At 73.6% G+C, this 22,340-nt stretch carries 17 protein-coding genes and 1 tRNA gene; 3 read left to right on the top strand and 15 right to left on the bottom strand.

The genetic code is table 11. The features are described from left to right. Positions 1-6: 6 nt before the first annotated feature. From KMZ30_RS12535 to KMZ30_RS12580, 10 genes are all read right to left on the bottom strand, one after another. The gene (locus tag KMZ30_RS12535) at positions 7-855 is read right to left on the bottom strand and encodes an FAD binding domain-containing protein (protein ID WP_215514112.1); all 849 of its coding nucleotides are present in this window, start codon (positions 853-855) and stop codon (positions 7-9) included. Further along, positions 852-3,332: a xanthine dehydrogenase family protein molybdopterin-binding subunit gene (locus tag KMZ30_RS12540; protein ID WP_215514113.1), complete on the bottom strand. Its 2,481-nt coding sequence runs from the start codon at positions 3,330-3,332 to the stop codon at positions 852-854. The genes KMZ30_RS12535 and KMZ30_RS12540 overlap by 4 nt, the downstream gene beginning before the upstream one ends. Then, entirely contained in the window at positions 3,332-3,814 is a 483-nt protein-coding gene (locus KMZ30_RS12545) for a (2Fe-2S)-binding protein (protein WP_215514114.1), read from the bottom strand. The genes KMZ30_RS12540 and KMZ30_RS12545 overlap by 1 nt, the downstream gene beginning before the upstream one ends. Positions 3,815-4,026: 212 nt before the next feature. Beyond that, positions 4,027-5,193, bottom strand: a complete 1,167-nt coding sequence (locus KMZ30_RS12550; RefSeq protein ID WP_215514115.1) for an XdhC family protein — start codon at positions 5,191-5,193, stop codon at positions 4,027-4,029. Continuing rightward, a complete protein-coding gene (locus KMZ30_RS12555; protein ID WP_207025112.1) occupies positions 5,186-6,322 on the bottom strand; it encodes a vWA domain-containing protein in 1,137 nt (378 codons plus the stop codon). The genes KMZ30_RS12550 and KMZ30_RS12555 overlap by 8 nt, the downstream gene beginning before the upstream one ends. 14 nt (positions 6,323-6,336) lie before the next feature. Then, positions 6,337-7,227, bottom strand: coding sequence for an AAA family ATPase (locus tag KMZ30_RS12560; protein WP_030526769.1), 891 nt, complete (start codon positions 7,225-7,227; stop codon positions 6,337-6,339). 44 nt (positions 7,228-7,271) lie between these two features. After that, the gene (locus KMZ30_RS12565; protein WP_215514116.1) at positions 7,272-7,619 is read right to left on the bottom strand and encodes a DUF202 domain-containing protein; all 348 of its coding nucleotides are present in this window, start codon (positions 7,617-7,619) and stop codon (positions 7,272-7,274) included. Positions 7,620-7,626: 7 nt separating this feature from the next. Next, on the bottom strand, positions 7,627-8,001 hold the full coding sequence (locus KMZ30_RS12570; protein ID WP_215514117.1) for a DUF202 domain-containing protein: 375 nt from the start codon (positions 7,999-8,001) through the stop codon (positions 7,627-7,629). Between the two features lie 7 nt (positions 8,002-8,008). Beyond that, positions 8,009-8,614: a nucleotidyltransferase family protein gene (locus KMZ30_RS12575; RefSeq protein WP_308279867.1), complete on the bottom strand. Its 606-nt coding sequence runs from the start codon at positions 8,612-8,614 to the stop codon at positions 8,009-8,011. Between the two features lie 20 nt (positions 8,615-8,634). Further along, positions 8,635-10,260, bottom strand: coding sequence for a choice-of-anchor I family protein (locus KMZ30_RS12580; protein WP_215514118.1), 1,626 nt, complete (start codon positions 10,258-10,260; stop codon positions 8,635-8,637). Positions 10,261-10,390: 130 nt separating this feature from the next. Here KMZ30_RS12580 and KMZ30_RS12585 point away from each other — a divergent pair, with 130 nt between their 5' ends. Together KMZ30_RS12585 and KMZ30_RS12590 are read left to right on the top strand one after the other, a co-directional pair. Further along, positions 10,391-11,512 carry a DNA glycosylase AlkZ-like family protein gene (locus KMZ30_RS12585; RefSeq protein ID WP_215514119.1) on the top strand — a complete coding sequence of 374 codons (1,122 nt, stop codon included), beginning with the start codon at positions 10,391-10,393 and terminating at the stop codon, positions 11,510-11,512. Beyond that, on the top strand, positions 11,505-12,131 hold the full coding sequence (locus KMZ30_RS12590; RefSeq protein WP_215514120.1) for a class I SAM-dependent methyltransferase: 627 nt from the start codon (positions 11,505-11,507) through the stop codon (positions 12,129-12,131). Before KMZ30_RS12585 ends, KMZ30_RS12590 begins: the two co-directional genes overlap by 8 nt. Here the strand turns inward: KMZ30_RS12590 and KMZ30_RS12595 are convergent. The 5 genes from KMZ30_RS12595 to KMZ30_RS12615 form a co-directional block, all read right to left on the bottom strand. Next, complete coding sequence (locus KMZ30_RS12595; RefSeq protein ID WP_215514121.1) at positions 12,040-12,903, bottom strand: alpha/beta fold hydrolase; 864 nt, start codon at positions 12,901-12,903, stop codon at positions 12,040-12,042. The genes KMZ30_RS12590 and KMZ30_RS12595 overlap by 92 nt on opposite strands. Positions 12,904-12,963: 60 nt before the next feature. Continuing rightward, positions 12,964-14,406: an HNH endonuclease gene (locus tag KMZ30_RS12600; RefSeq protein ID WP_215520041.1), complete on the bottom strand. Its 1,443-nt coding sequence runs from the start codon at positions 14,404-14,406 to the stop codon at positions 12,964-12,966. 150 nt (positions 14,407-14,556) lie between these two features. Further along, the gene (locus KMZ30_RS12605) at positions 14,557-20,082 is read right to left on the bottom strand and encodes an ATP-binding protein (RefSeq protein WP_215513329.1); all 5,526 of its coding nucleotides are present in this window, start codon (positions 20,080-20,082) and stop codon (positions 14,557-14,559) included. Between the two features lie 211 nt (positions 20,083-20,293). Further along, entirely contained in the window at positions 20,294-21,520 is a 1,227-nt protein-coding gene (locus KMZ30_RS12610; RefSeq protein WP_215513330.1) for an AI-2E family transporter, read from the bottom strand. A gap of 98 nt (positions 21,521-21,618) precedes the next feature. Further along, a tRNA-Tyr gene (locus tag KMZ30_RS12615) sits at positions 21,619-21,702 on the bottom strand. Between the two features lie 65 nt (positions 21,703-21,767). On the opposite strand from KMZ30_RS12615, the gene KMZ30_RS12620 reads away from it, so the two are divergent. Continuing rightward, positions 21,768-22,262, top strand: coding sequence for a YajQ family cyclic di-GMP-binding protein (locus KMZ30_RS12620; RefSeq protein ID WP_030526761.1), 495 nt, complete (start codon positions 21,768-21,770; stop codon positions 22,260-22,262). Positions 22,263-22,340: the final 78 nt, after the last annotated feature.

Consider the following 22,340-nt stretch of genomic DNA (forward strand, 5'->3'; position numbering starts at 1 on the left):
CGGTGATCAGCCCTCCATGGCCTTCTGGACGGCCCGTCGGGTGAGGACCGTCGCGAGGTGGCGCCGGTAGTCGGCATCGCCGTTGAGGTCGCTCGGCGGGTTGGTGCCCTCCGCGGCGGCTGCGCAGGCGTCGGCCAGGCCGTCGGCGGAGGACCCGACGAGCGCCTGCTCGACCGCACCGGCGCGCAGCGGCGTGTTGCCCATGTTCGTCAGGCCGACCTTCGCCTCGGCGATGCTGCCGCCCTCCACGCGCACCGTCGCGGCGACCGCGACGATCGACCACTGGTGGGCGACGCGCACGAACTTCTCGTACGCCGCGCCCCAGCCGGTGTGCTTCGGGATGCGGATCTCGGTGAGCAGCTCGCCGTCCTCGACCGCCGTCTCGAAGAGGTCGCGGAAGAACTCCGTCGCCGGCACGGTGCGCTCGCCGCCGGAGCCGGCGATGACCATCGTCGCGTCGAGCGCGAGGATCGGCGCCCCGACGTCGCCGGCGGGGTCGGCGTGGACGATCGCGCCGCCGACGGTCCCGCGGTGGCGGATCTGCGGGTCGGCGACGGTCTCGACGGCCTTGACGAGCAGGGCCGCGTGCTCGCGCACGAGGTCGCTCGCCACGATGTCGCTGTACGCCGTCATCGAGCCGATGGCGATGTGGTCGCCGCCGTCCCGGATGCCGCGCAGCGCCTCGATCCGACCGAGGTCGACGACCGTCTCGGGGGCGTTGAGCCGCATCCGCAGGATGGGCAGCAGCGACTGGCCGCCGGCGAGGACCTTGGCGTCGTCGCCGTGCTCGGCGAGCGCCGCGAGGGCCTCGTCGACGCTCGTCGGGGCGAGGTAGTCGAAGGATGCGGGGATCACTGCGCTGCTCCGTCCGTCGTGCCGGCTGCCGGGTCCTGGTTGGGTGCGCCCTCACCGAAGTGGGCCTGGGCGTCGGCCGTCGGGGCCTTGTCCTGCTGGGCGCCGGCCGTCCGGATCGCCTTCCACACCCGCTCGGGCGTGCACGGCATCTGGATGTCGTCGATGCCCATCGGCCGCAGCGCGTCGACGATGGCGTTGACGACCGCCGGGGTCGAGGCGATGGTGCCCGCCTCGCCGACGCCCTTCGTGCCGAGGGTGTTCGTCGTCGACGGCGAGACCGTGTGCTCGCTGACGTAGTTGATCGTGTCGGCCGCGGTGGGGAGCGTGTAGTCGACGAACGACCCGGACACGAGGGTGCCCTGCTCGTCGTACTCCGCGCCCTCCCACAGGGCCTGCGCGATGCCCTGGACGAGGCCACCGTGGATCTGCCCCTCGACGATGAGCGGGTTGATGATCGTCCCGATGTCGTCGACGCAGACGTACTTGCGCATCGTGCTCTGCCCGGTCTCGGTGTCGACCTCCATCGCGCACAGGTGGGTGCCGTGCGGGAAGGAGAAGTTGACCGGGTCGAACGTGGCGTCGGCGTCGATGCTCGGCTCCACGCCGTCGGGCAGGTTGTGCGCGGCGAAGGTCGCGAGCGCGATGTCGGTGATGCCGATGCCCTTGTCGGTGCCCTTGACCGTGAACTGCCCGGCCTCGAACTCGAGGTCGTCGACGCTCGCCTCGAGGAGGTGGGCCGCGATGGGCTTGGCCTTCTCGATGACCTTGTCGGCGGCCCGCACGAGCGCCTCGCCGCCGACGACGAGCGAGCGGGACCCGTAGGTGTCCAGGCCCTTCGGCGCGATCTGGGTGTCGCCGTGGAGGACCTCGACGTTCTCGAACGGGATGCCGAGGCGGTCGGCGACGATCTGGCTCCACGCCGTCTCGTGGCCCTGGCCGTGCGGCGTGGCGCCCGAGACGACCTCGACGGTGCCGGTGGCGAGCATCCGGATGCTCGCGCTCTCCCAGCCGCCGGCGCCGTAGCTCAGCGAGCCGAGGACGCGGGAGGGTGCCAGGCCGCACATCTCGGTGAAGGTCGAGACGCCGAGGCCGAGCTGGACGGTGTCGCCGGACTCGCGCCGGCGCTTCTGCTCCGCGCGCAGCTCGTCGTAGCCGAAGAGCTCGAGCGCCTTGGCCGTCGCGGCCTCGTAGTTGCCCGAGTCGTAGGTCATGCCCGCGACGGTCGTGAACGGGAACTCGTCGTGCGTGATCCAGTTCTTCTCGCGGATGGCGATCGGGTCGACCCCGACCTCCGCGGCGAGCTCGTCCATGATCCGCTCGATGGCGTAGGTGGCCTCGGGCCGCCCGGCGCCGCGGTAGGCGTCGACCCACGTCTTGTTGGTCAGCACCGTCTGGCAGTTGAACTGGTAGGCCGGGAACTTGTAGATGCTGTTGAACATCCACGCCCCGAGGACCGGCACGCCGCCGCCGACGATGGCGACGTAGGCGCCGAGGTCGGCGAGGAGGTCGACCTTGAGCGCGGTGACCGTGCCGTCCTTCTCGGCGGCGAGGGTCATCTTCTGCCACTGGTCACGGCCGTGGTGGGCCGAGACCATCGTCTCGCTGCGGGTCTCGGTGTACTTGCACGGCTTGCCGAGCTTGCGCGCGATGGCGATCGTCGCGAACTCCTCCGGCGTCGTCTGCAGCTTGCCGCCGAAGCCGCCGCCCACGTCGGGGGCGATGACGCGGACCTTGGACTCCGGGATGCCCATCGTCGCGGCGATCGCGAAGCGCAGGATGTGCGGCACCTGCGTCGCGGACCAGATGACGACCTGCTCGCCGGTGGGGTCGACGACCGTGGAGCGCGGCTCCATGAAGGCCGGCACGAGCCGCTGCTGGCGGTACTCGCGCTCGATGACGATGCCGTCCTGGCGCGCCTTGGCGATGGCCTCCTCGACGTCGCCGCCGGTGCCGGCGGCCTTGGAGTCCAGCTGCCAGAAGGCCGACTTGTTCGTCCCGGCGTCGGGGTGCGCGAGGACCTCGTCCTTCATCGCCTCCTTGAGGTCGAGGACGGCGGGCAGCTCCTCGTAGTCGACGTCGACGAGCTCGGCGGCGTCGCGGGCCAGGGCGGCGCTGCGGGCGACGACGACGGCGACGATCTCGCCGGTGTGCGCGACGCGCTCGCTCGGGACGGGGAGGTGGGTCGGGGTGACCTGGTCCGGGGTGATCGGCCAGGCGTTGATGTTGACGCCCTGGCTGTCGGCGAGGTCGGCGCCGGTGAAGACGGCGTGGACGCCGGGGGCGGCCTTGGCCTCGTCGGTGCCGATGGAGAGGATCTTCGCGTGGGCGAAGGGGCTGCGGACCATCGCGAGGTGCAGCATCCCGGGCAGCTGGATGTTGTCGGTCCAGCGGGTGCGGCCGGTGATGAGGCGCTGGTCCTCCTTGCGGCGGCGGTCCTTGCCGACCTCGGTCGTGGGGCGGTCGTCGACGGCGGTCATCAGGCGTTGCTCCTCTCGCTGCTCATCGAGCCGGCGGCGGCGGCCACGGCCTTGACGATGTTGTGGTAGCCGGTGCAGCGGCAGAGGTTGCCCTCGAGGCCGACCCGGATCTCCTCCTCGGAGGGGTCCGGGTTCTCGCGGAGCAGGTCGACGGCCTGCATGATCATGCCCGGCGTGCAGTAGCCGCACTGGAGGGCGTGGTTCTCGTGGAACGCGGTCTGCATCGGGTGCAGCTCGCCGTTGGTGGCGAGCCCCTCGATGGTCGTCACCTCGTGGCCGTCGGCCTGGACGGCGAGGACGTTGCAGGACTTGACGCTGCGCCCGTCCAGGTGGACGGTGCACGCACCGCAGTTGCTGGTGTCACACCCGACGACGGTGCCGACCTTGCCCACGACCTCACGGAGGTAGTGGACGAGCAGCATCCGGGGTTCGACGTCGTCGGTGTTGGAGACGCCGTCGACGGTGACGGTGATCCGAGTCATCATTGACTCCTTCGCGAGTGGATCCGTGGTCGTGTCCGTGATCTTGCTTCACCCATCCTCGGTGGGCAAGGGGTATGGACGAACCCGCCGACCGGACAGGTCGCTGCGGCTTTCCGCACAGGAAACGGCCGCCGGGGCACGCCGAATCGCGTTGCGCCACAACCGGGTCGCGACGGTCGCAGCCCTGCGCCGCGGATGCGGTCGGATCCGGCTCAGACGGGCGCAGGTGCGGCGGTCTCGGCGTCCTCGCCGTGGTGGTGGATGGGACCGCCGACGTCCTGGAGCCGCTTGCCGCCCCCGCCCCACTGGAGGGCGACGATCTCGGCGGCGATGGACACCGCCGTCTCCTCCGGTGTGCGAGCGCCGAGGTCGAGCCCGATGGGGCTGGAGAGCCGGGCGAGCTCGTCGTCGGTGACGCCCGCCTCGCGCAGCCGCTCGAGCCGGTCCTCGTGGGTGCGCCGGCTGCCCATCGCGCCGACGTAGGCGACCTCGGGCAGGCGCAGCGCGCGCTCGAGGACGGGCACGTCGAACTTGGGGTCGTGGGTCAGCACGCAGACGACCGTGCGCCCGTCGACCGCCCCTGCCTCCTGCTCGGCCGCGAGGTACTTGTGCGGCCACTCGACGACGACCTCGTCGGCGGCCGGGAAGCGGGAGCTGGTCGCGAACACCGGCCGCGCGTCGCACACCGTCACGCGGTAGCCGAGGAAGCTGCCGACGTGCGCGACGGCCGCCGCGAAGTCGATGGCGCCGAAGACGAGCATCCGTGGGCGCGGGGCGAAGGCGTTGACGAAGACGCGCATCCCCTCGCCGCGACGCTCGCCGTCCGGGCCGTAGGTGAGGGTCTCGGTGCGCCCGGAGGCGAGCAGGCCGCGGGCGTCGTCGGCGACGGCGGAGTCGGCTCGGGGGGAGCCGATCTCGCCGACGACGGGCACGTCGGCGTCCTCGGGGCGCACGACGAGGCGGCGGCCCAGCCACGCGGGGTCCGGGTGGTCGATGACGGTGGCGACCGCGACCGGGCGCCCGGCGGCGACGTCGTCGGCGACGTCGCCGAGCTCGGGGAAGGTCGCCTGGGAGACGGGCTCGACGAAGACGTCGAGGATCCCGCCGCAGGTCAGGCCGACGGCGAAGGCGTCGTCGTCGGAGACGCCGTAGCGCTGCAGCACCGGCGTCCCGCCGTCGACGACCTCCTGCGACAGCTCGTACACCGCGCCCTCGACGCAGCCGCCCGACACCGACCCGACGGCCTCGCCGCCCGGGCCGAGCAGCATCGAGGCGCCGGCCGGCCGCGGGGCCGAGCGGAACGTCGCGACGACGGTCCCCACCCCGACGGTCTCGCCGGCCCGCCACCAGGTCATCAGCTCGTCCAGCACGTCACGCACGCGCGACCACCTCCGTCAGCTCCTCGAACGCCGCCATCGAGTGCCCGGCGACGAAGTCGTCGACGTGCGGCAGCACCGCCATGATGCCCCCCTGGACCGGTTCGTAGCCCGCCCTCCCCCGGTGCGGGTTGACCCAGACCACCCGGTGGGCGACCGCGTGCAGCCGCCGCACCTGCTCGCCGAGCGCCTCCGGGGCGTCGCGCTCCCAGCCGTCGCTGAACACGACGACGACCGCGCCGCGGGCCATCCCCCGGCGGCCCCAGCGGTCGAGGAAGACCTTGAGCCCCTCGGCCAGGCGGGTGCCGCCGGACCAGTCGGGGATCGCCTCCCCCGCCGCGACGATGGCCCGGTCCGGGTCGCGCTGCTGCAGCGGGCGGGTGACGTGGGTGAGGCGCGTGCCCAGGGTGAAGACCTCGGTCGGCACGTCGGACACGCAGTAGGTGTGGCACAGCCGGACGAGCGAGTCGGCGTAGGCGCTCATCGACCCGGAGACGTCGAGGAGGAGGACGACGCGGCGGGGCCGGCTGCCGCGCCGGCGCCACGCGACCTCGCCGGGCTCCCCCATCCGCCGGAGCATGGCCCGCAGCGTGCGGCGGGCGTCGACGGCGCCGCGGGGCGACTCCTCCCACCGGTGCGCCCGGCGGCGGGGCGCGCGGGGGCGGAGGCGACCGAAGAGCCGCGCGAGCTCCTCGCGCTCGCGGCGGCTGAGGGTCGTGACGTCCTTGCGGCGCAGGACCTCGGTGGCCGAGGCCTGGGCGTGGACGTCGTCCGGCTCGTCGCGGCCCTCGCCGGGGCCGGGCTCCTCGGCGCCGAGGGACGCGCGGGGGACGAGCCGGCTCAGGGGGTCGCGGGGCTTGGTGCCGGCGCGGGTGCCACCGAACCACTCGGCGAAGACGAGGTCGTGGCGCTCGAGGTCGGCCGGTGAGGCGCAGAGGGTCGCGCGGCCGGCGTGGTAGACCGCCGCCGGGTCCTCGAGCCCGACGGCCGCCACCGCCTCGAGGTAGGTGCGCTCGCGGTCGGCGGTGACGTTGACCCCGGCGGCGCGCAGCGTGCGGGCGAACCCGACGAGGACCTCCTCCGGGGTGCGGACGAGCTCGGCGGCGTCGAGGCGGTGCTGGGCGATGGTCATCGGCGGGGCGCGGGTCAGGGGGTGAGCATGACGTCGAGGGCGCGCTTCACCCGCTCGGCGTCCTCGCGGTACTTGACGGCGACGCCGAGGGTCGCGGCGGCGGTCTCGGTGTCGAGGGTGCGGGTGCCGAGCTCGTAGAGGGCGCGCGCCCAGTCGAGGGTCTCGGCGACTCCCGGCGGCTTGAGCATCTCTCGGTCGCCGCGGATGGCGTGGACCGCCCGGACCACCTGCGCCGCAAGGGCTTCCGGCACCTCGGGGGCGCGGCTGCGGACGATCGCGAGCTCGCGCTCGATGCCGGGGTGCTCGAGCCAGTGGTAGAGGCAGCGGCGCTTGAGCGCGTCGTGGAGCTCGCGGGTCCGGTTGGAGGTGAGGACGACCACCGGGGGCGTCGCCGCACGGACCGGGCCGAGCTCGGGGATGGTCACCTGCCACGTCGAGAGCACCTCGAGGAGGAAGGCCTCGAACTCGTCGTCGGCCCGGTCGACCTCGTCCACGAGGAGGACCGCCGGCGCGTCGCGCAGGGCCTGGAGGACCGGACGGGCGAGGAGGAAGCGCTCGTCGAAGAGGTCGGCCTCCAGCTCGCGGACGTCCTTGGCGCCGCCCTCGACGGCCTCCAGCGCGCGGACGTGGAGGATCTGGCGGGGGAAGTCCCAGTCGTAGAGCGCCTGGCTCGCGTCGATGCCCTCGTAGCACTGCAACCGGATGAGCGGCAGGTCCATCGTCTCCGCGAGCGCCTCCGCGAGAGCGGTCTTGCCGGTGCCGGGCTCGCCCTCCATGAGCAGGGGCCGGCCGAGCCGGAGCGAGAGCCAGGTGACCGTCGACAGCGCGTCGTCGGCGAGGTAGCCGACCCCTCCCAGCGCGCTCGCGAGGTCGTCGGCCGAGGCGAACGTCGTCCTGGGGTCCATGGCCACAGCATCACCCACGACCGGCCCCCGTGGAAGGACGACGCTCACACGAGGTCGACGAGTGCGGCGACGGCGGCGGCCAGCTCGCCGACCGCGAGGACGACGACGACCACCGCGACGGCCGCCACGAGGCGCCCGTCGCGCAGCACCGTGAGGCGCGGGTCGGCCGGCCCGGTGACCCCGAGCCGCCGCTGCCGCACGGTCGAGAGGACGACGTAGGCGGCGAGCGCGGCGACGAGCACCGTGGGCAGGACGACCGCTCCGCCGAGCCGGTCGAGGGTGAGGCGGCCGACGGTCAGCGCCCCGACGAGCAGCGCGAGTCCGGTGCGCCGCCACGCGAGCGTCGTGCGCTCCTGCTGCATCCCCGGGTCGCGGACGACCTGCTCGGTCACCCGGCGCTCACCCGACCCCGCGCAGCACGCTCGCCCCGGCGAGGACGACGCCGGCGACGACGATCGTCGCCACGACGACGACCATCGTCGGGTTGGAGGGCAGTGGTGTCCCCTCGCGCATCGCCCGCTCGGTACGGGCCCAGGTGCGCCACGCGGTGGCGGCGGTGACCAGGCCCGCGAGGGCGAGGAGGGCGGCGAGCAGCGCCTGCACGGTGTCCTGGAGGGGGAGGTCGAGGGCGTCGAGGGCCGCGGCCCCGGCGAGCAGGGCGAGGGCGGTGCGGGCCCACGCGAGGAAGGTCCGCTCGTTGGCGAGCGAGAAGCGGGGGTCGGGGTCGGCGCCGTGGTCGTAGACGCTCGCCGGCCACCGTCTCCTGTCGCTCACCCGGCCATCATGGCGCGTGGGGGTGCCGGCGCAGGGCCTCGGGGGTGTCGGCGTCGGTGCCGCTCGCGAGGTCGCCGCACTCGACGGGGGCCGGCGGGTGCGCGGCGAGGTGGTCCCGGGCGCCGCGGTCGCCGCGGGCGGTGTCGGCGACGGCGGCCCAGTGGGCGCGCCCGAGGACGACCGGGTGGCCGGCCGTGCCGTCGTACGTGGCGCGCAGGAGGACCTCCGGGCCGGTGCCGCGCGTCGCGGACAGCACCCGCCGGTAGACGCGGGTGCCGACGTCCGGCAGGTCGACGAGGGTGACGAGGGCGGCGTGGACCTCCGGCGCAGCGGTCGCCTCGAGGTGGCGCAGGCCGGCGCGCAGCGAGGCCCCCATCCCCTCGTCCCAGTCCTCGGCGACGACGACGGCGACCCCGGGGACGTCAACCGTCGCGCGGGCCTCGTCGGCGGCGGCCCCGAGGACGACGACGACCTGCTCGAGCCCCGCGCCGACCAGCCGGTCGAGCGTGGCCTCGAGGAGGGTCGGCCCGTCCGGCGTCGGCCGGACCAGCGCCTTGGGGCCGCCCATCCGGCGCCCCGCACCCGCGGCGAGGAGGAGCCCGACGGTCGTCACGCGCCCCAGCCTGCCACCGCTCAGCGCGTCGCGACCGACCAGATGGTCGTCGTGCCGGAGACCTCGTTGCCGACGACGAGCAGCGGCCGGTGCGTGGGGCTGTCCCCGGCCGGGACGAAGAGGATTCCCTCCGGGCCGAGGTCGCCCGCCGCGCCCGTGGTCGCGTCGGCGGCCGGGTCCTCCGAGCGGTTCGAGGCGTACCCGGCGACGCGACCGGCGGTGGGGTCCGTCACGTCGACGACGACGATCCCGCTGCTGCGCTCGAGACCGACGAACGCGTAGGTGCGACCGCGCAGCGCGCCCAGGTCGAGGCCCTCCGGCTCGGGGCCCTTGTTGTCGCTGCGCGAGTCGAACGAGTCGTTGTCGTCGTTGTTCGCGTTGAACAGCGCCGGCTGCCGGGCGGCGACGAGCTGCTCGAAGGCGTCGCCGCTGTCCCAGACGAGCGCACCGGTCCTCGCGTCCCGCACCGACACCGAGCGCCCGCCGAGGGCCTGGAGCTCGGTGACCCCGGCGGGGCCCGCGGGCGAGGTCGACGAGACGGTGAGCCGGCCGAGCGCGGCGTCCTGGCGCAGCGCCGCGGCGTCGGGGAACACGGTCGGGTCGAGGGTCAGGTCCTTGACCCGGACCTCCTCCGCGAAGCAGTCGTAGTCCCGGGCGTCTCCCTCGTTGGCCGTCACGAGGTAGTCGCGGCCGCGGGAGGACAGGTGGGCCACGGCGTCGGGCTCGTAGAGACCGCGCACCGGCCACGTCCGGACGGCGATGCCGCCGTCGCGGTCCGAGGCGTCCAACCCGTTGCCGGCCACCGAGTGGTCCTTGGTCCCGAGCGCGCTGATGCGGGTGACCCGGGCGGTGCGCAGGTCGACCGTCGCGACCGCGTTGTTCTCCTGGAGGGTCACCCAGGCCGTCCGGCCGTCCGTGGTGACGTACTCCGGCTCGATGTCCTGTGACGCCGAGGCGTTCGGGCCGTAGATGCGGACGCCGGATGCTCGCAGCGCGGCCTCGCGTCCGTCCCAAAAGCGGAAGTCGGCCGTGCGCACCGTGGCGCGACCTGGTCCTCGACGCAGGTCGACGACGGACACGCTGCCCTCGGGGTCGACCTGACCGGCGCAGTAGCCCTCCGGCTCACCCTCGTTGGCCACCAGCACCTGCGTCCCGTCCGGCGTGAAGGTCACCATGTCGGGCAGGGACCCCACGGTGACGCCTCCCACCGGTCGCGCCGTCCGCGCGTCGAAGAAGCGCACGGACCCCGGGGCGGTCTTGGGGTCGGCCTGCTGCGCCACCGCGACGAGGCCGCGGTGCACCGCGACGCTGTTGACGCCCGGGGTGTCCAGCGCGGCGACCTTGCGCGGCGCCTCGGGTCGGGAGATGTCGAGGACGTCGACCGTGCCGGCACCGGAGTTGACGACGAAGAGCCGCCGGGTGCGGGCGTCATAGGCGGTGATCTCGGAACCGCCCGCATCGAAGGAGCCCGTGCGGTAGGTCCCGACCGGAGTGAGCCCCACCGTCGGCCGCGGCTGGTGGCCGTGGCCACGGGCGTGCCCGGCGCCCTCCGGAACGGGTCCGGCGACCGAGGCTCCACCACCGGCCACGAGGGCGGCGACGGCGACGGACAGGGCGGAGGCGGCAAGGGCCGGGCGCAGGCGCATGGCCCGAACGGTAGGAGGGGCGGGCGGACCGCCGGGTGACGCCCGAGTGGCGATCCGGCGTCGGTTCGGTGACGCGGCGTCGGCGGCATCCGGACGGCGACCGTCCGGATGGCCGGTTAGGTTCGTCGGCATGGTGCTCGAGCTCAGCCGACGCGACGCCCGGCGGGTCGCGGTGCGCGCGCAGCTGCTGACGCGGGACCGGCCGGCGGACGCGCTGTCGGTGGTGCGTCACCTCGGGCTCGTCCAGATGGACCTCACGGCGCACGTCGCCCCCAACGCCGACCTCGTCCTGTGGAGCCGGCTCGGGTCCGCCTACTCCCCCGAGGTCCTTGATGACCTCCTCGGGTCAGGTCGGCTCGTGGAGCTGCTCGGCTACCTGCGCCCGGCCGAGGACCTCGCCCTGTTCCGGGTCGAGATGGACGCCTGGCCCGGGGTCGAACCGCTCAGCCCGTGGCGGCGCGAGCTGGAGGCGTGGGTCGAGGCGAACCGCGCCTGCCGCGACGACATCCTGACGCTCCTGCGCGCCGAGGGACCGCTGCCCGCGCGCGAGATCCCCGACACCTGCGTCGTGCCGTGGCGCTCGTCGGGGTGGACGAACAGCAAGAACGTCCAGCGGATGCTCGACATGATGGAGCAGCGCGGCGAGGTGGCGGTGGCGTCGCGGGAGAACCGGGAGCGCACCTGGGACCTCGCCTCCCGCGTCCACCCGGACGACCCCGCCGTCCCCTACGCCGAGGCCGAGCAGGAGCGGGACCGCCGCCGGCTCGCGGCGCTGGGCATCGCGCGGGCGCGGACGACCTTCCCCCCGGGGGAGCCGAACCACGTCGGGGAGCACGGGGTCGAGGCGGTCGTCGAGGGCGTGCGCGGACGCTGGCGTGTCGACCCGGAGTACCTGGAGGGCGGGTTCTCGGGGCGCACGGCGCTGCTGTCCCCGCTGGACCGGCTCGTGATGGACCGCAAGCGGATGACCGAGCTGTTCGAGTTCGACTACCAGCTCGAGATGTACAAGCCGGCGGCGTCGCGCCGGTGGGGCTACTTCGCGCTGCCGGTGCTCCACGGGGACCGGCTCGTCGGCAAGGTCGACTCCCACCGGGACGCGGCGGCGGGAGTGCTGCGGGTCGCGGCCGTGCTCTGGGACGTCGAGCCCTCCGGAGCGATGCGCGCCGGTGTCGAGCGCGAGCTGCGTTCGCTCGCAGCCCTGCTCGACGTCGACCTGCAGCTGCCCGATGACGGGGTGGCGGCCGGTGCCTGACGGGCACGACGTCGAGCGGCGTCACCGTGCGTTCTACGACGCCGAGGCGCCGGCCCGGGCGGACCGCGCCCTGGACCCCGACCGGCTCCGGGTGCGCGGCGACTTCGTCGAGCGGTTGCGCGCCGCGGGGGCCAGGTCGGTGCTCGAGGTCGGCTGCGGCGCAGGCCGGGACGCCTCCGCTCTGGCGGGCGCCGGGCTGGCGTACGTCGGCCTCGACCTGTCGGCCGGAGCTTGTTCGGTGGTCCGGGCGGCCGGCCACCGGGTCGTCCTCGGGTCCGCGACGCGCCTTCCGTTCGTGGACGGGTCCGTGGACGCGGCGTGGTCGGCCAGCACCCTGATGCACCTGCCCGGCAACGGCCTGCGGGTCGCCCTCGACGAGGTCGCTCGCGTCGTCCGTGCCGACGGCCTGCTCGCGCTGGGCGTGTGGGGCCACGACGTCGACGGCGAGTGGACCGACCCGCACGGCCGCTACTTCCGCCAACGCACGGTGGACGGCCTGCTCGCCGAGGTCCGGCGCGTGGCCGAGGTCATCGAGGTGGAGACGTGGGGCCGCCACCCCGACGGCGGCCACTACCAGTGGGTCGTGGCCCGCCCGCTCGGGAGGCGGGTTCTTCGATGAAGGTCCTGAGGACACGGATCCAGCTGTCCTCGGCCTCCAGGTGCACGTCATGCCCTGCACCTGGGATGCGAACGTGCCGAGCCGTCGGGTGGATGCGCAGCATCTGGTCGATCTCGGCGCTGGGGATCAGCCCGTTCGTCCCGGACACCAGCAGCGTCGGCTGCTCGACACGGTCCAACTCGGCCCACGCCTGGTGGTCGTGGACCTCGCTGAGGGTGCGAACGAGCACGTCGACGTCGAACCGAGGCCACAGACCGTCCGGCCTGGCCTCGAGACCGTCGGCCCACGCGTGACCCACCGGGCCTCCACCGAACCACCGAACGGCCGCGGGGTGATCCCTGAACGGGACGGGCCAGCGCTCGAGCATGGCTGCCACGTCAGCCGTGAGCTGCGCTCCACCACCGCCGACGCCGGACTCGACCAGGACCAGCCGCTCGACGAGCTCGGGGTGCTGGGCCGCGACGAGCAGGGCCGTATGACCCCCCATCGACTGTCCGACGAGGGTCACCCGGCTGAGGCCGAGCCGGTCGGCGATGCCGACGACATCGCGGACGTGTGCCGCTCGAGAGACGTCCGCAGGCCGGCGCGAGCTGCCGCCGTGCCCCCTCTGGTCGAACGCCACCACCCGGTGATCTGTGTGGAGGCCGCGACGAGTACCCGCCCACTCCTCGGCATGCCCGGCCAGCCCGTGGAGGAGGACGACGACGGGGCCGCCACCTCCGGTGTCGTGGACCGACAGCTCGACATCGCCGACGGTCATCACCTGGTACATCTGCCGGATCCTCGCATGCACCCCGGGCGCCGAGCCGGGCGACCCGGGCAGCCGCGAGCCTCAGGAGAAGAGGCGGTGCTGGGGTTCGGTGGTGCGGGTGGCGCCGTCGGGGCCGTGCCAGGTGACGGTCCCGTCCGGGGCGAGGTGGGGTCGCCACCGGCCTTGTTGCTTGAAGCGGTGGTGCCGGCGGCAGAGGTCTGCCAGCCCGGTGGGGGTGGTCTGGCCGGTGGGCCAGGGGCGGACGTGGTCGAGGTCGCAGTGTTCGGCGGGTCGGGTGCAGCCCCACATCCGGCACGTCCCGTCCCTCGTCTTGACGAAGTCGCTGATCGCCTTCGGTGGCTTGTACGCCCCGGTGGTCAGCGAGGCCAGGGTCCCGGTGTCGGCCTCGAGGACCGCGCGCGCGACCTCGAACGGCAACAGCTTCAGCAGGTTCGCGAGGGTTGCCGGGTCGACCCAGCCCAGACCCGGCAGCTGCGTCCCCGACACCGCGTACCCGGGCGTGACCTCGGCCTGCAGGACGCTGCGGTCGCTCGGGTCGTCTGCTGGCTCCTCCAGCCAGGAGAGTGCCTCCCGGCTGGCCGCGTCGAGGTCGCCGTAGCGCGTCTCCAGCCCGGTCACCGCGTCGATGACCGTCTCGTCGTCGTCCCACTCCACCCGGAACCACGTCCCGCACTGCTCCTCGGGTGCGGGATGGTCCGTGACCACGGGCACCCCGAGCGTCACCTGCGCGCTCACCTTGACGTTGCGCAGGACGAGGTCGGCCAGCGCGTCCGCGCGGGACTCCGGTACCGACAGCGCCTCGTCGACCTGCCGGTAGTCCCCGGCCAGCTCCTCCACCGCCGCCCACATCGCCGAGGACGTCGCCGTCGGCAGGGACGCGAACCACTCCGTCAGCCCGTCCTCGCCCGGGCACACCTCCACCCGGCGCCCCTTGCGCGTCCGGGCCACGTGCGCCGCGACCTGGTCGGCGGCCACCCGCGTCGCGACCCGGCGGGCCTCACCCGCGACCCGGGCCGGGTCCATCGAGCCCAGCCGGGGCGCCAAGTCCGCATCGACCCGCACACACGCCTGCACGTCCAGCCCCGCGCACGCGTCGACCACCTTCTGCACGTTCACGGTGGCGACCGCACCCTCGACCAGCAGGTCACGCACCTGCGGGAACCGCTCACCCAGCGCGGCCCCCAGCGCCGCCTTCCGACCCGCGACCCCCTCGGTCAGACCCGTGGCCAGACTCATCCGCGTCGCGGCCATCGCGTCGACGAACCCCACCGGGTGCACCCGCTCCCACGACCCGGACCGCACCGTCGTCTCCACCCGAGCGCCCCACGCACCTGCCACCGCCGTGGCCCCCTCGGCCGCGTTCACGACGCCCTGCAGCTCCCCCGCGAGCGTGAACGCCTCCTCCGAGGACAGCGAGTGACCACCCTCGACCAGCTCGGCCCCCAGCCGCGCACACTCCTCGCGCAGCGCCGCGATGCGGCGGGAGAGGGTCTCGGTGTCCATGCCTCAGTCTATCGAACTCACGTTCGACGGACAAGGGTTGACAGGCACTTGTGGACAACCAATCGTGCTGTGCCACAGACCTCCTCGGCGTCCAGGTGACGGCACGGAAGAGCCCCGTCGCCTTGGTGACGACGGGGCTCCTCGACGATCTCAGACGGTCGGGACCTCGCCCGGCGCGAGCTCGGCCTCGAGCGCCGCGATGATGCTCGGGCGCAGGTCGCGCGCCGCGATGACGGTGTCGACCGACCCGACCTCGACGGCGCGGTGGATGTCGTGGACGCGGTCGAACTCGGACGCAACCTTGCCGAGCATCTCCGAGCGCACCGACTGCCGGACGGTCGCGAGCTCGCTGGCCAGCAGCGGACGCTCCGTGGCGGACGCCTCGCGCACCCGCGCCTCGAGCTCCGTGACCCGCGGGTCCGCGGCGGTCCGCGCGTCCACGTCCCGGGCGAACACGACGGCCGCGGCCGGCGCGCCGCCGAGGACCGACGCGAACGACCCCTCGATGGCGAGCACCGTCATCCGCGGGTTGAGTGCCTTCGAGAACACGACGAACGCGCCTCCGTGGTACCGGGACACGACGACGAAGACGATCGGGCCCTCGAAGTTGACGATGGCGCGGCCGATCTCGGCGCCGTACTCGAGCTGCATCCCGCGCATCGACTCCGGCGACCCGTCGAAGCCCGACAGGTTGGCGAGCACGACGAGCGGGCGGTTGCCCGAGGCGGCGTTGATGGCCCGGGCCGCCTTCTTCGACGAGCGCGGGAACAGCGTCCCCGCCGTGTAGGTGTCGGGGCCGTCGGTGGGAGGGAAGCCGCGACGGGCGACCGTCCGCGACTCGATCCCCAGCAGCGCCACCGGGATCCCGCCGATGCGCGCATCGAACACCACGGCGGTCTCGGCGTCGGCCATGCCGGCCCAGCGCTCGAGCGTGTCGTGGTCCTGGTCGGCCACGGCCCGCATCACGGTGCGGATGTCGAACGCCTTCTTGCGGTCCGGGTTCATCGTCGACGAGAAGATGTCGCCGACAGTCGTGAACTCGCTGCCCTCCATGACGTGCGGGAAGACCGTGACGTCGCGGTCGACCGGGTCGGTCGTCGGCGCCCGCCGCGGGCCGGCCTCACCCGGCGAAGTCCAGGTCGAGTCGTAGTGCGCCAGAAGGACTCCGTAGGCGTCGACCAGGTCCTTGGCCCAGTACTGCGCCTGCCCGTTGGGGCCCATGACGCGGTCGTAGCCACCGATGCCGAAGTTGTCCTCGGCGCTGACGCCACCGGAGAAGTCGAGCGACTGCTTGCCGGTGAGCACCATGGCCGAGTCCGGCGTCATGACGAGGATGCCCTTGGTGTGCATGAGCATCGTCGCCTCGGCGTTCCAGTACGGCTGCGCCCCGACGTTGATGCCCGCGACGACGACGTTGACCTCGCCGCCGGCCTGCGTGAACTCGATGATCCGCTTGAGCGCCTTCGCGACCCAGTCCATGTTCTCGGTGCCGGAGTCCATCGAGATGCGCGCGCCGGCCGAGAGGGCGAACCACTCGACGGGCAGCCCGCGCTCCTCCGCGAGGTCGAGTGCGGCGATGACGCGACGGCACTCGGGCTCCGCGACCGCGCCGAGCGCACGCAGGGGATCGCCGCAGAGCAGGACGCGGGTGACGCCCTCGGGGTGGAGCGGGGTCGGCGTCGTGACCACGCCGCAGATCATCCCGGCCGTGTTCTGGCCGTAGGGCCGGTCGACCGGCACGAGCGCACCGGACTCGTCGAGGTCGTACTCGACGGCCTCTCCCCCGCCGCCGGCGATCATCGACACGAGCTCGTACGGGTAGACCAGCCCGCGGCGACGCGCGCGGACCACCTTCTCGGCGTACGAGTCCAGGGGACGCAGCCGCTCGGTCGGCGGCTGCTCGACGGTGAACGCGACCCCCGAGCCGGGCTGGTAGGTGAAGCGGGCGCAGATCGGCACCGAGTGGTCACGCTCGGCCCCGATGGAGCCCTCGATGCGCACCTCCTCGATCCCCGCGCCGGCGGTCATCGGGGCGACCTTGCCCTGGAGGGCGGTCAGCTGGTCGAGGTCGCCCTCGACCGGCGGCCAGATGTGCAGCCACACGTGGTTCATGTCGAGCCGGGCCCCGCCGCCCAGCGTGGCGCGGGCACGGCGAACGGCCTCGAGGCAGTTGGCCAGGGCGCGCTCGACGTGCGGCAGCGCGGTGACCCTGCCCGCCTCGTCGCGGACGACGACGAGCTGGCGGACCTGCGCCAGCGCGACGAGGCGCTGGTCCTGCGGGTTCTCCTTGGCGACCGCGTGCAGGAGGAGGACGTCCTCCGGCGCGTCGAGTCGGGTCAGCGCGAAGTCGCGCAGGCGCCAGACGTTGAGCCGGCGGCCGACCATCGGGTGCACGCCGCGCACGGGGTCGTCCTCGACGAGGGTGCCGTCGGGCTGGGCCCGGAACGTGAAGTAGCCGACCTCGCGCTCGTCGTCCGGCACGACACCGACCGCCACCCGGCGGCAGGCGTGCGCGAAGGCCATGGCGCCGAGGCGCTCCGCGAGCTCGGCCGACGCCGCCTCGGGGTCGGTCGGCAGCGCGGGCCAGTGGACGTAGAGGTCGACGACCGCGTCGTGCCCGTCGGCCCGCTCGGCCACGAGCCGCTCCAGCAGCGTGGCGAGGGCGGAGCCGGCGGTCAGCTCGTCGACCGTCCCGACGGTGCTCACGAGGTGGGTGTCGGTCCCGTCGAGGCGGTAGTCCGCGACGGCGACCGAGCGCCCCTCCTCGGCCCGCTCGCTGAGCCCGCTGAGGGCGTGCTCGCGATAGTGGCGCTTGACGAGGACCTCGAGCATCGGTTCGCGCTCGGGCACGCCCGCCCGCAGCCGCTCGCCGAGGAAGCGGACGATGCGCTCGGGGATGTCGGCCAGCGCGTCGACGCGCGCGGTGCGCTCCGGCCCGGGGGCCATCGCGTCGATCTCCTCGAGCTCGGCCCCGACGGAGCCGAGCACGCTGCGACGGTCCTCGTCGACGAGGGGCTGGTCGAACCACCGGAAGCGGACGCTGCGCGCGAGGTCGCCGACGACCGGGAAGCGCAGCTGGGTCGCGACGACGAGGCGGTCGAGCAGGTCGTGGGCGGCCTGGCCGGCGTCGCCCTCGGGCCGCGGCTCGCCGAGCCAGCGCTGGAGGATCGAGGTGGCCATCGCGACCTCGGGGGCGGACCGCTGCTGCGAGAGGAAGATCCGGAAGACGGCGCCCTCGAGCTGCGGCGTGCGGTCCAGGCCCTCGACCTCGTGGTGGCGCAGCACGCGCTCGAGGCGGGAGACGAAGTCGGCGGGGAGGCCGCCGCGCTCGGCGTCGAGGGTCTGGAGGAAGGTCCGGAAGTGCTCGCGCGGGCTGTGGACCCGGTTCTCGACGTGCGCCTCCTGCCCGACGGGTCGGTTCCGTGCGAGCTCGGCGAGGTCGGCGAAGACGGTGAGCAGGTCGATCTCGTCGCGGACCACGCCCTGCCCCGCGGCGGCGAGCTCGTCGCGCGCGGAGAGGTAGCCCTCGAGGGCGGCGCCCTGGTGCGCGGCGTCGAGGTCGTAGCCGAGGAGCATGGCGGAGAGGTCGGCCCGGCCGCGGTCGGCCCGGCGGCGGGCGTCCCCGTCGGTCGTGACCTCGGGGAGGTCGAGGTCGACGACCGCGCCGGCGTCGGCGACGGCCTCCTCGGCGTCACCCGTCGGCTCGAGGCGGACCATCGGGGCACCGGTCTCGACCTGGCTGCCCGTCGCGACCATGAGGTCCTTGACGCGGGCCGCGAACGGCGCCGGCAGCACGGTCTCCATCTTCATCGACTCGAGGACGAGAACGGGCGCGCCGGCCGCGACCTCGTCACCCACCGCGACGGGAGTGGCGACGACGAGCGCCGGTGCGGGCGAACGCAGCACGCCGCCCTCGTCACGGCTGACGCGGTGCGTCACGCCGTCGACCTCGACGAGCTGGACCGGGCCGTGGGCCGCGGTGACGAGGCGGTGCAGGCGGTCGCCGACGCGCAGGCGGCTCGCGTAGTCGCCGAGGCGCTCGAGCTCGGCGTCGACCGTGTGCTCGCCCGCCGCGTCGGCGACGGTGACCCGGAAGCGCGAGGGCCCGGTGCGCAGGACGGTGACCTTGTACGAGGTGCCGCGCAGCTTGAGGTCGACGGCGCGGCCGACGTCGTGCTGCACCTGCGGCCGACCACCACGGGCGGTCTCCAGCAGGCGGGCCCGCTCGATGGCCTCGGCGTCGAGGTAGGCCTCGATGCCCGCGGCGACGAGCGCGACCCCGGAGTGCTCGGTCGCGACGAGGCGACCCTCGCCGCGCACGCGGTCGATCCATCCGGTGTCGGCGCTGCCGTCGACGACCTCGGGCTGGGCGAGCAGGTCGAGGATGAACGACTTGTTCGTCGCACCGCCCTCGATGACGACGGTCGTCTCGCGCATCGCCCGGCGCAGGCGGGCCAGCGCCTGCTCACGGTCCTGGCCGTAGGCGATGATCTTCGCGATCATCGAGTCGAAGTCGGCGGGGATCGAGTCCCCCTCCGCGACACCGGTGTCGACGCGGATACCGGGGCCGGCCGGGAGCTCGAGGTGGACGATGCGCCCGGGGGCCGGAGCGAAGTCGCGGTCGGGGTCCTCGGCGTTGAGGCGGGCCTCGACGGCGTGGCCGAGCTCGTCGGGCCGCTCGCCCTCGAGCCGTCCGCCCTCGGCGACGTGGATCTGGAGGCGGACGAGGTCGGTGCGCGTGACGACCTCGGTGATCGGGTGCTCGACCTGGAGGCGGGTGTTGACCTCGAGGAACGCGAAGAAGCGCTCGCCCGGGTGGTAGAGGAACTCGACCGTGCCGGCGCCGGCGTAGTCGACGGCCACCGCGAGCCGCTCGGCCGAGGCCTTGAGCTCGGCGACCTGGTCGGCGTCGAGCAGCGGCGACGCCGACTCCTCGATGACCTTCTGGTTGCGCCGCTGCACCGAGCAGTCGCGCACGCCGATCGCCCAGGCCGTGCCCTGCCCGTCGGCGATGACCTGCACCTCGACGTGCCGCGCCCCGGTGACGAGCTTCTCGAGGAAGACGACGCCGGACCCGAACGCTCGCTCGGCCTCGTCGCGGGTCCGCTGGTAGGCGTCCTCGAGCTCGGCGTCGGAGGCGACCTTGCGGATGCCGCGCCCGCCACCGCCGGCGGTCGCCTTGAGCATGAGCGGGTAGCCGATGCGCCCCGCGGCCTCGACGGCCTCCTCGAGGGTGTCGACCCCGCCACGGCTCCACGGCGCGACGGGGACGCCGACCTCCTCGGCGATGAGCTTGGAGCCGATCTTGTCACCGAGGCGGCGCATCGCCTCCGGGCTCGGCCCGATGAAGGTGACGCCCAGCTCGCGGCAGAGCTCGGCGAAGGCGGGGTCCTCGGCGACGAAGCCCCAGCCGACCCAGACGGCGTCGGCACCGGTCTCGCGCAGCGCGGTCGCGAGCTTGGCGTGGTCGAGGTAGGGGCGGCTCGACGCCGGCCCGAGGTCGTACGCGACGTCGCTCTCGCGGACGAACATCGCCGTGCGCTCGGCCTCGGTGTGCAGCGCGACGACCTCGGTGCGGGGCTCGCCCGGAGCGCGCTCGGCGTTGAGGTCGCGGACGGCGTGCACGAGCCGCATCGCGGACTCTCCACGGTTGACGACGGCGATCCGCGAGAACATGCGCCGAGCCTGCCATCCGAGCGCGGTGACTCGCGAGTAATGGACGGCGAGCACCGGTGTCGGTCTCTCAGCGCGCGCCCACCCGTCGCGGTTCCCATGCGTATCGGGTCACCCGATACGGGCGCGCTCCACCCGAGAACCGTTGTCGGGGGAAGCGCAGGCGTATCGGGTCACCCGATACGCGAGTGACTCGCGGGGGGGGCTTCGGGGGTCAGCGGGGGCTCGGGCGCTCCGGCACGTCGGCCTGCCCGGCCGCCCGGCGGGCCTCCTCGAGGGCGGGCAGCTCGGGCTCGTCCTCCTCGGGGTCGACGCGCGGGGCGACGAGCGCGGCGACCCGCTCCTCGGTCTCGGGCGTGATCTCGTAGCGGCGCTGGTAGATCTCGAGCATCGCCATCGCGGTCGCCGCGAGCGGCACGCCCATCAGCGCGCCCGAGAGCCCGAACAGCTGCGCCCCGAGCAGGGCCGCCCCGAACGACACCGCCGGGTGGACGTCGACCGCGCGGGCCGAGATGCGCGGCTCGATCGTCAGGTTCTCGACCTGCTGGTAGGCGATGCCCCAGACGAGCACCCACACGCCGAGCCACGGGTCGGGCGAGGTGAGCCCGACGACCACCGGCAGGGCGATGGACACGTACGTGCCGATGTTGGGGATGAACTGCGCGACGAGGCCGGTCCACAGGGCCAGCGGCAGCCAGTACGGCAGGTCGAGGAGGAAGAAGGCGACGCCGCTCGCGACGGCGTTGAGCGAGGCGAGGACGACGCGGGCGGCGATGTAGTTGCCGACCTTGACCTTCGCGAGGTCCCAGGCGGTGAGGAACGGCACCTGGACGCGGGGGTTCATCCGGCCCGCGAGCCACAGGCGCAGACGGGGCATCCCGGCCGAGATGTAGAAGACGAGGAACGCGACGACGAAGATGCCGAAGAAGGCACCGAGCAGCGCCGTGAGGAAGCCGAAGACGCCGAACGCGACGCTCTGGGCGTACCCGCTGAGGTCCGACGGCGAGATGCCGGCCTGCTCGAGGAGGTCGTCGTAGGTGTACTGCGAGCCGGTGGCCCGGTTGACCTGCTCGAGCACGTCGGAGGCGATGCCCGGCACGGCCGAGACGAGCGCGGTCAGCTGGTCGACGAGCAGGCTGCCGAAGAGCCAGAGGAAGGCCCCGATGGCGAGCAGCGCCGTGAGCATCACCGTGGCCGTGGCGGCGGCGCGCGGCATCCAGCGGGTGAGGCGCGCGACGGCCGGCTCCATCGCGAGTGCGACGAACCAGCTCATGATCACGTAGAAGACCATCGAGCTGCCGCGCCACAGGACGAACCCGAGGACCGCGACGCCGAGCAGGACGCCGACGACGGCCACGGTGCGCCGGCGGTCGGTGCGGTGGGCGGGGTCGAGGATGTCGGGGTCGGTGCCCGCCACGGCGGTGGGCGTCGTCTCGCTCATGCGCCGCAGCCTAGGGCCGACCCGCACCGCCCGCCGGGACCCGGCGGGGACGACGGAGCCCGGCCCCGGCAGGTGCCGGGACCGGGCCTCGTGAGCACTGGTGGCAGGTGAAGGATTCGAACCTTCGAAGCTTTCGCGACGGATTTACAGTCCGCTCCCATTGGCCGCTCGGGCAACCTGCCTGGTGCGCATGGAAGGATAGCAAGCCGCACCCAGCCGACCCAATCGACCCCAGGAGGGCCCCTCGATGGCCGACAGCAGCTTCGACATCGTCAGCAAGTTCGACCGCCAGGAGGTCGCCAACGCCGTCAACACCGCGGCCAAGGAGATCGCCAACCGGTACGACTTCAAGGGGGTCGGCGCGAGCGTCGAGCTCTCCGGCGACGTCATCAAGATGGAGGCCAACAGCGAGGACCGCTGCAAGGCGGTGCTCGACGTCGTCGAGACCTGGCTCGTCAAGCGCGGCGTCTCGCTCAAGCACCTGGACGTCCCCGAGGCCGGCCCGCGCCTGTCGGGCAAGGAGTACAAGCTCGACGTCGCGCTCAAGGAGGGGCTGACCTCCGAGAACGCCAAGAAGATCACCAAGCTGATCCGCGACGAGGGCCCCAAGAGCGTCAAGACCCAGATCCAGGGCGACGAGGTCCGCGTCACGAGCAAGTCCCGCGACGACCTGCAGGCCGTCCAGCGCCTCCTCACCGAGGCCGACCTCGACGTCGCGCTCAGCTACACCAACCGCCGCTGACCCGCGGCCTCGACGGGAGCCCCGGGCCACCTCGGCCCGGGGCTCCCGTCGTCGCCGATGCTGACGTAGCGTGAGGTG

This window comes from Phycicoccus mangrovi, assembly GCF_018729305.1.
In the GTDB taxonomy this organism is placed as follows: Bacteria; Actinomycetota; Actinomycetes; order Actinomycetales; family Dermatophilaceae; genus Phycicoccus; species Phycicoccus jejuensis.

Excerpts from the sequence above, each read along its gene's own strand:
- KMZ30_RS12595 (WP_215514121.1), bottom strand. The coding sequence starts at position 12,903 with ATGTACCAGGTGATGACCGTCGGCGATGTCGAGCTGTCGGTCCACGAC.
- KMZ30_RS12610 (WP_215513330.1), bottom strand. The coding sequence starts at position 21,520 with ATGAGCGAGACGACGCCCACCGCCGTGGCGGGCACCGACCCCGACATC.
- KMZ30_RS12545 (WP_215514114.1), bottom strand. The coding sequence starts at position 3,814 with ATGACTCGGATCACCGTCACCGTCGACGGCGTCTCCAACACCGACGAC.
- KMZ30_RS12585 (WP_215514119.1), top strand. The coding sequence starts at position 10,391 with ATGGTGCTCGAGCTCAGCCGACGCGACGCCCGGCGGGTCGCGGTGCGC.
- KMZ30_RS12555 (WP_207025112.1), bottom strand. The coding sequence starts at position 6,322 with ATGACCATCGCCCAGCACCGCCTCGACGCCGCCGAGCTCGTCCGCACC.
- KMZ30_RS12540 (WP_215514113.1), bottom strand. The coding sequence starts at position 3,332 with ATGACCGCCGTCGACGACCGCCCCACGACCGAGGTCGGCAAGGACCGC.
- KMZ30_RS12580 (WP_215514118.1), bottom strand. The coding sequence starts at position 10,260 with ATGCGCCTGCGCCCGGCCCTTGCCGCCTCCGCCCTGTCCGTCGCCGTC.
- KMZ30_RS12600 (WP_215520041.1), bottom strand. The coding sequence starts at position 14,406 with ATGGACACCGAGACCCTCTCCCGCCGCATCGCGGCGCTGCGCGAGGAG.
- KMZ30_RS12605 (WP_215513329.1), bottom strand. The coding sequence starts at position 20,082 with ATGTTCTCGCGGATCGCCGTCGTCAACCGTGGAGAGTCCGCGATGCGG.
- KMZ30_RS12560 (WP_030526769.1), bottom strand. The coding sequence starts at position 7,227 with ATGGACCCCAGGACGACGTTCGCCTCGGCCGACGACCTCGCGAGCGCG.
- KMZ30_RS12620 (WP_030526761.1), top strand. The coding sequence starts at position 21,768 with ATGGCCGACAGCAGCTTCGACATCGTCAGCAAGTTCGACCGCCAGGAG.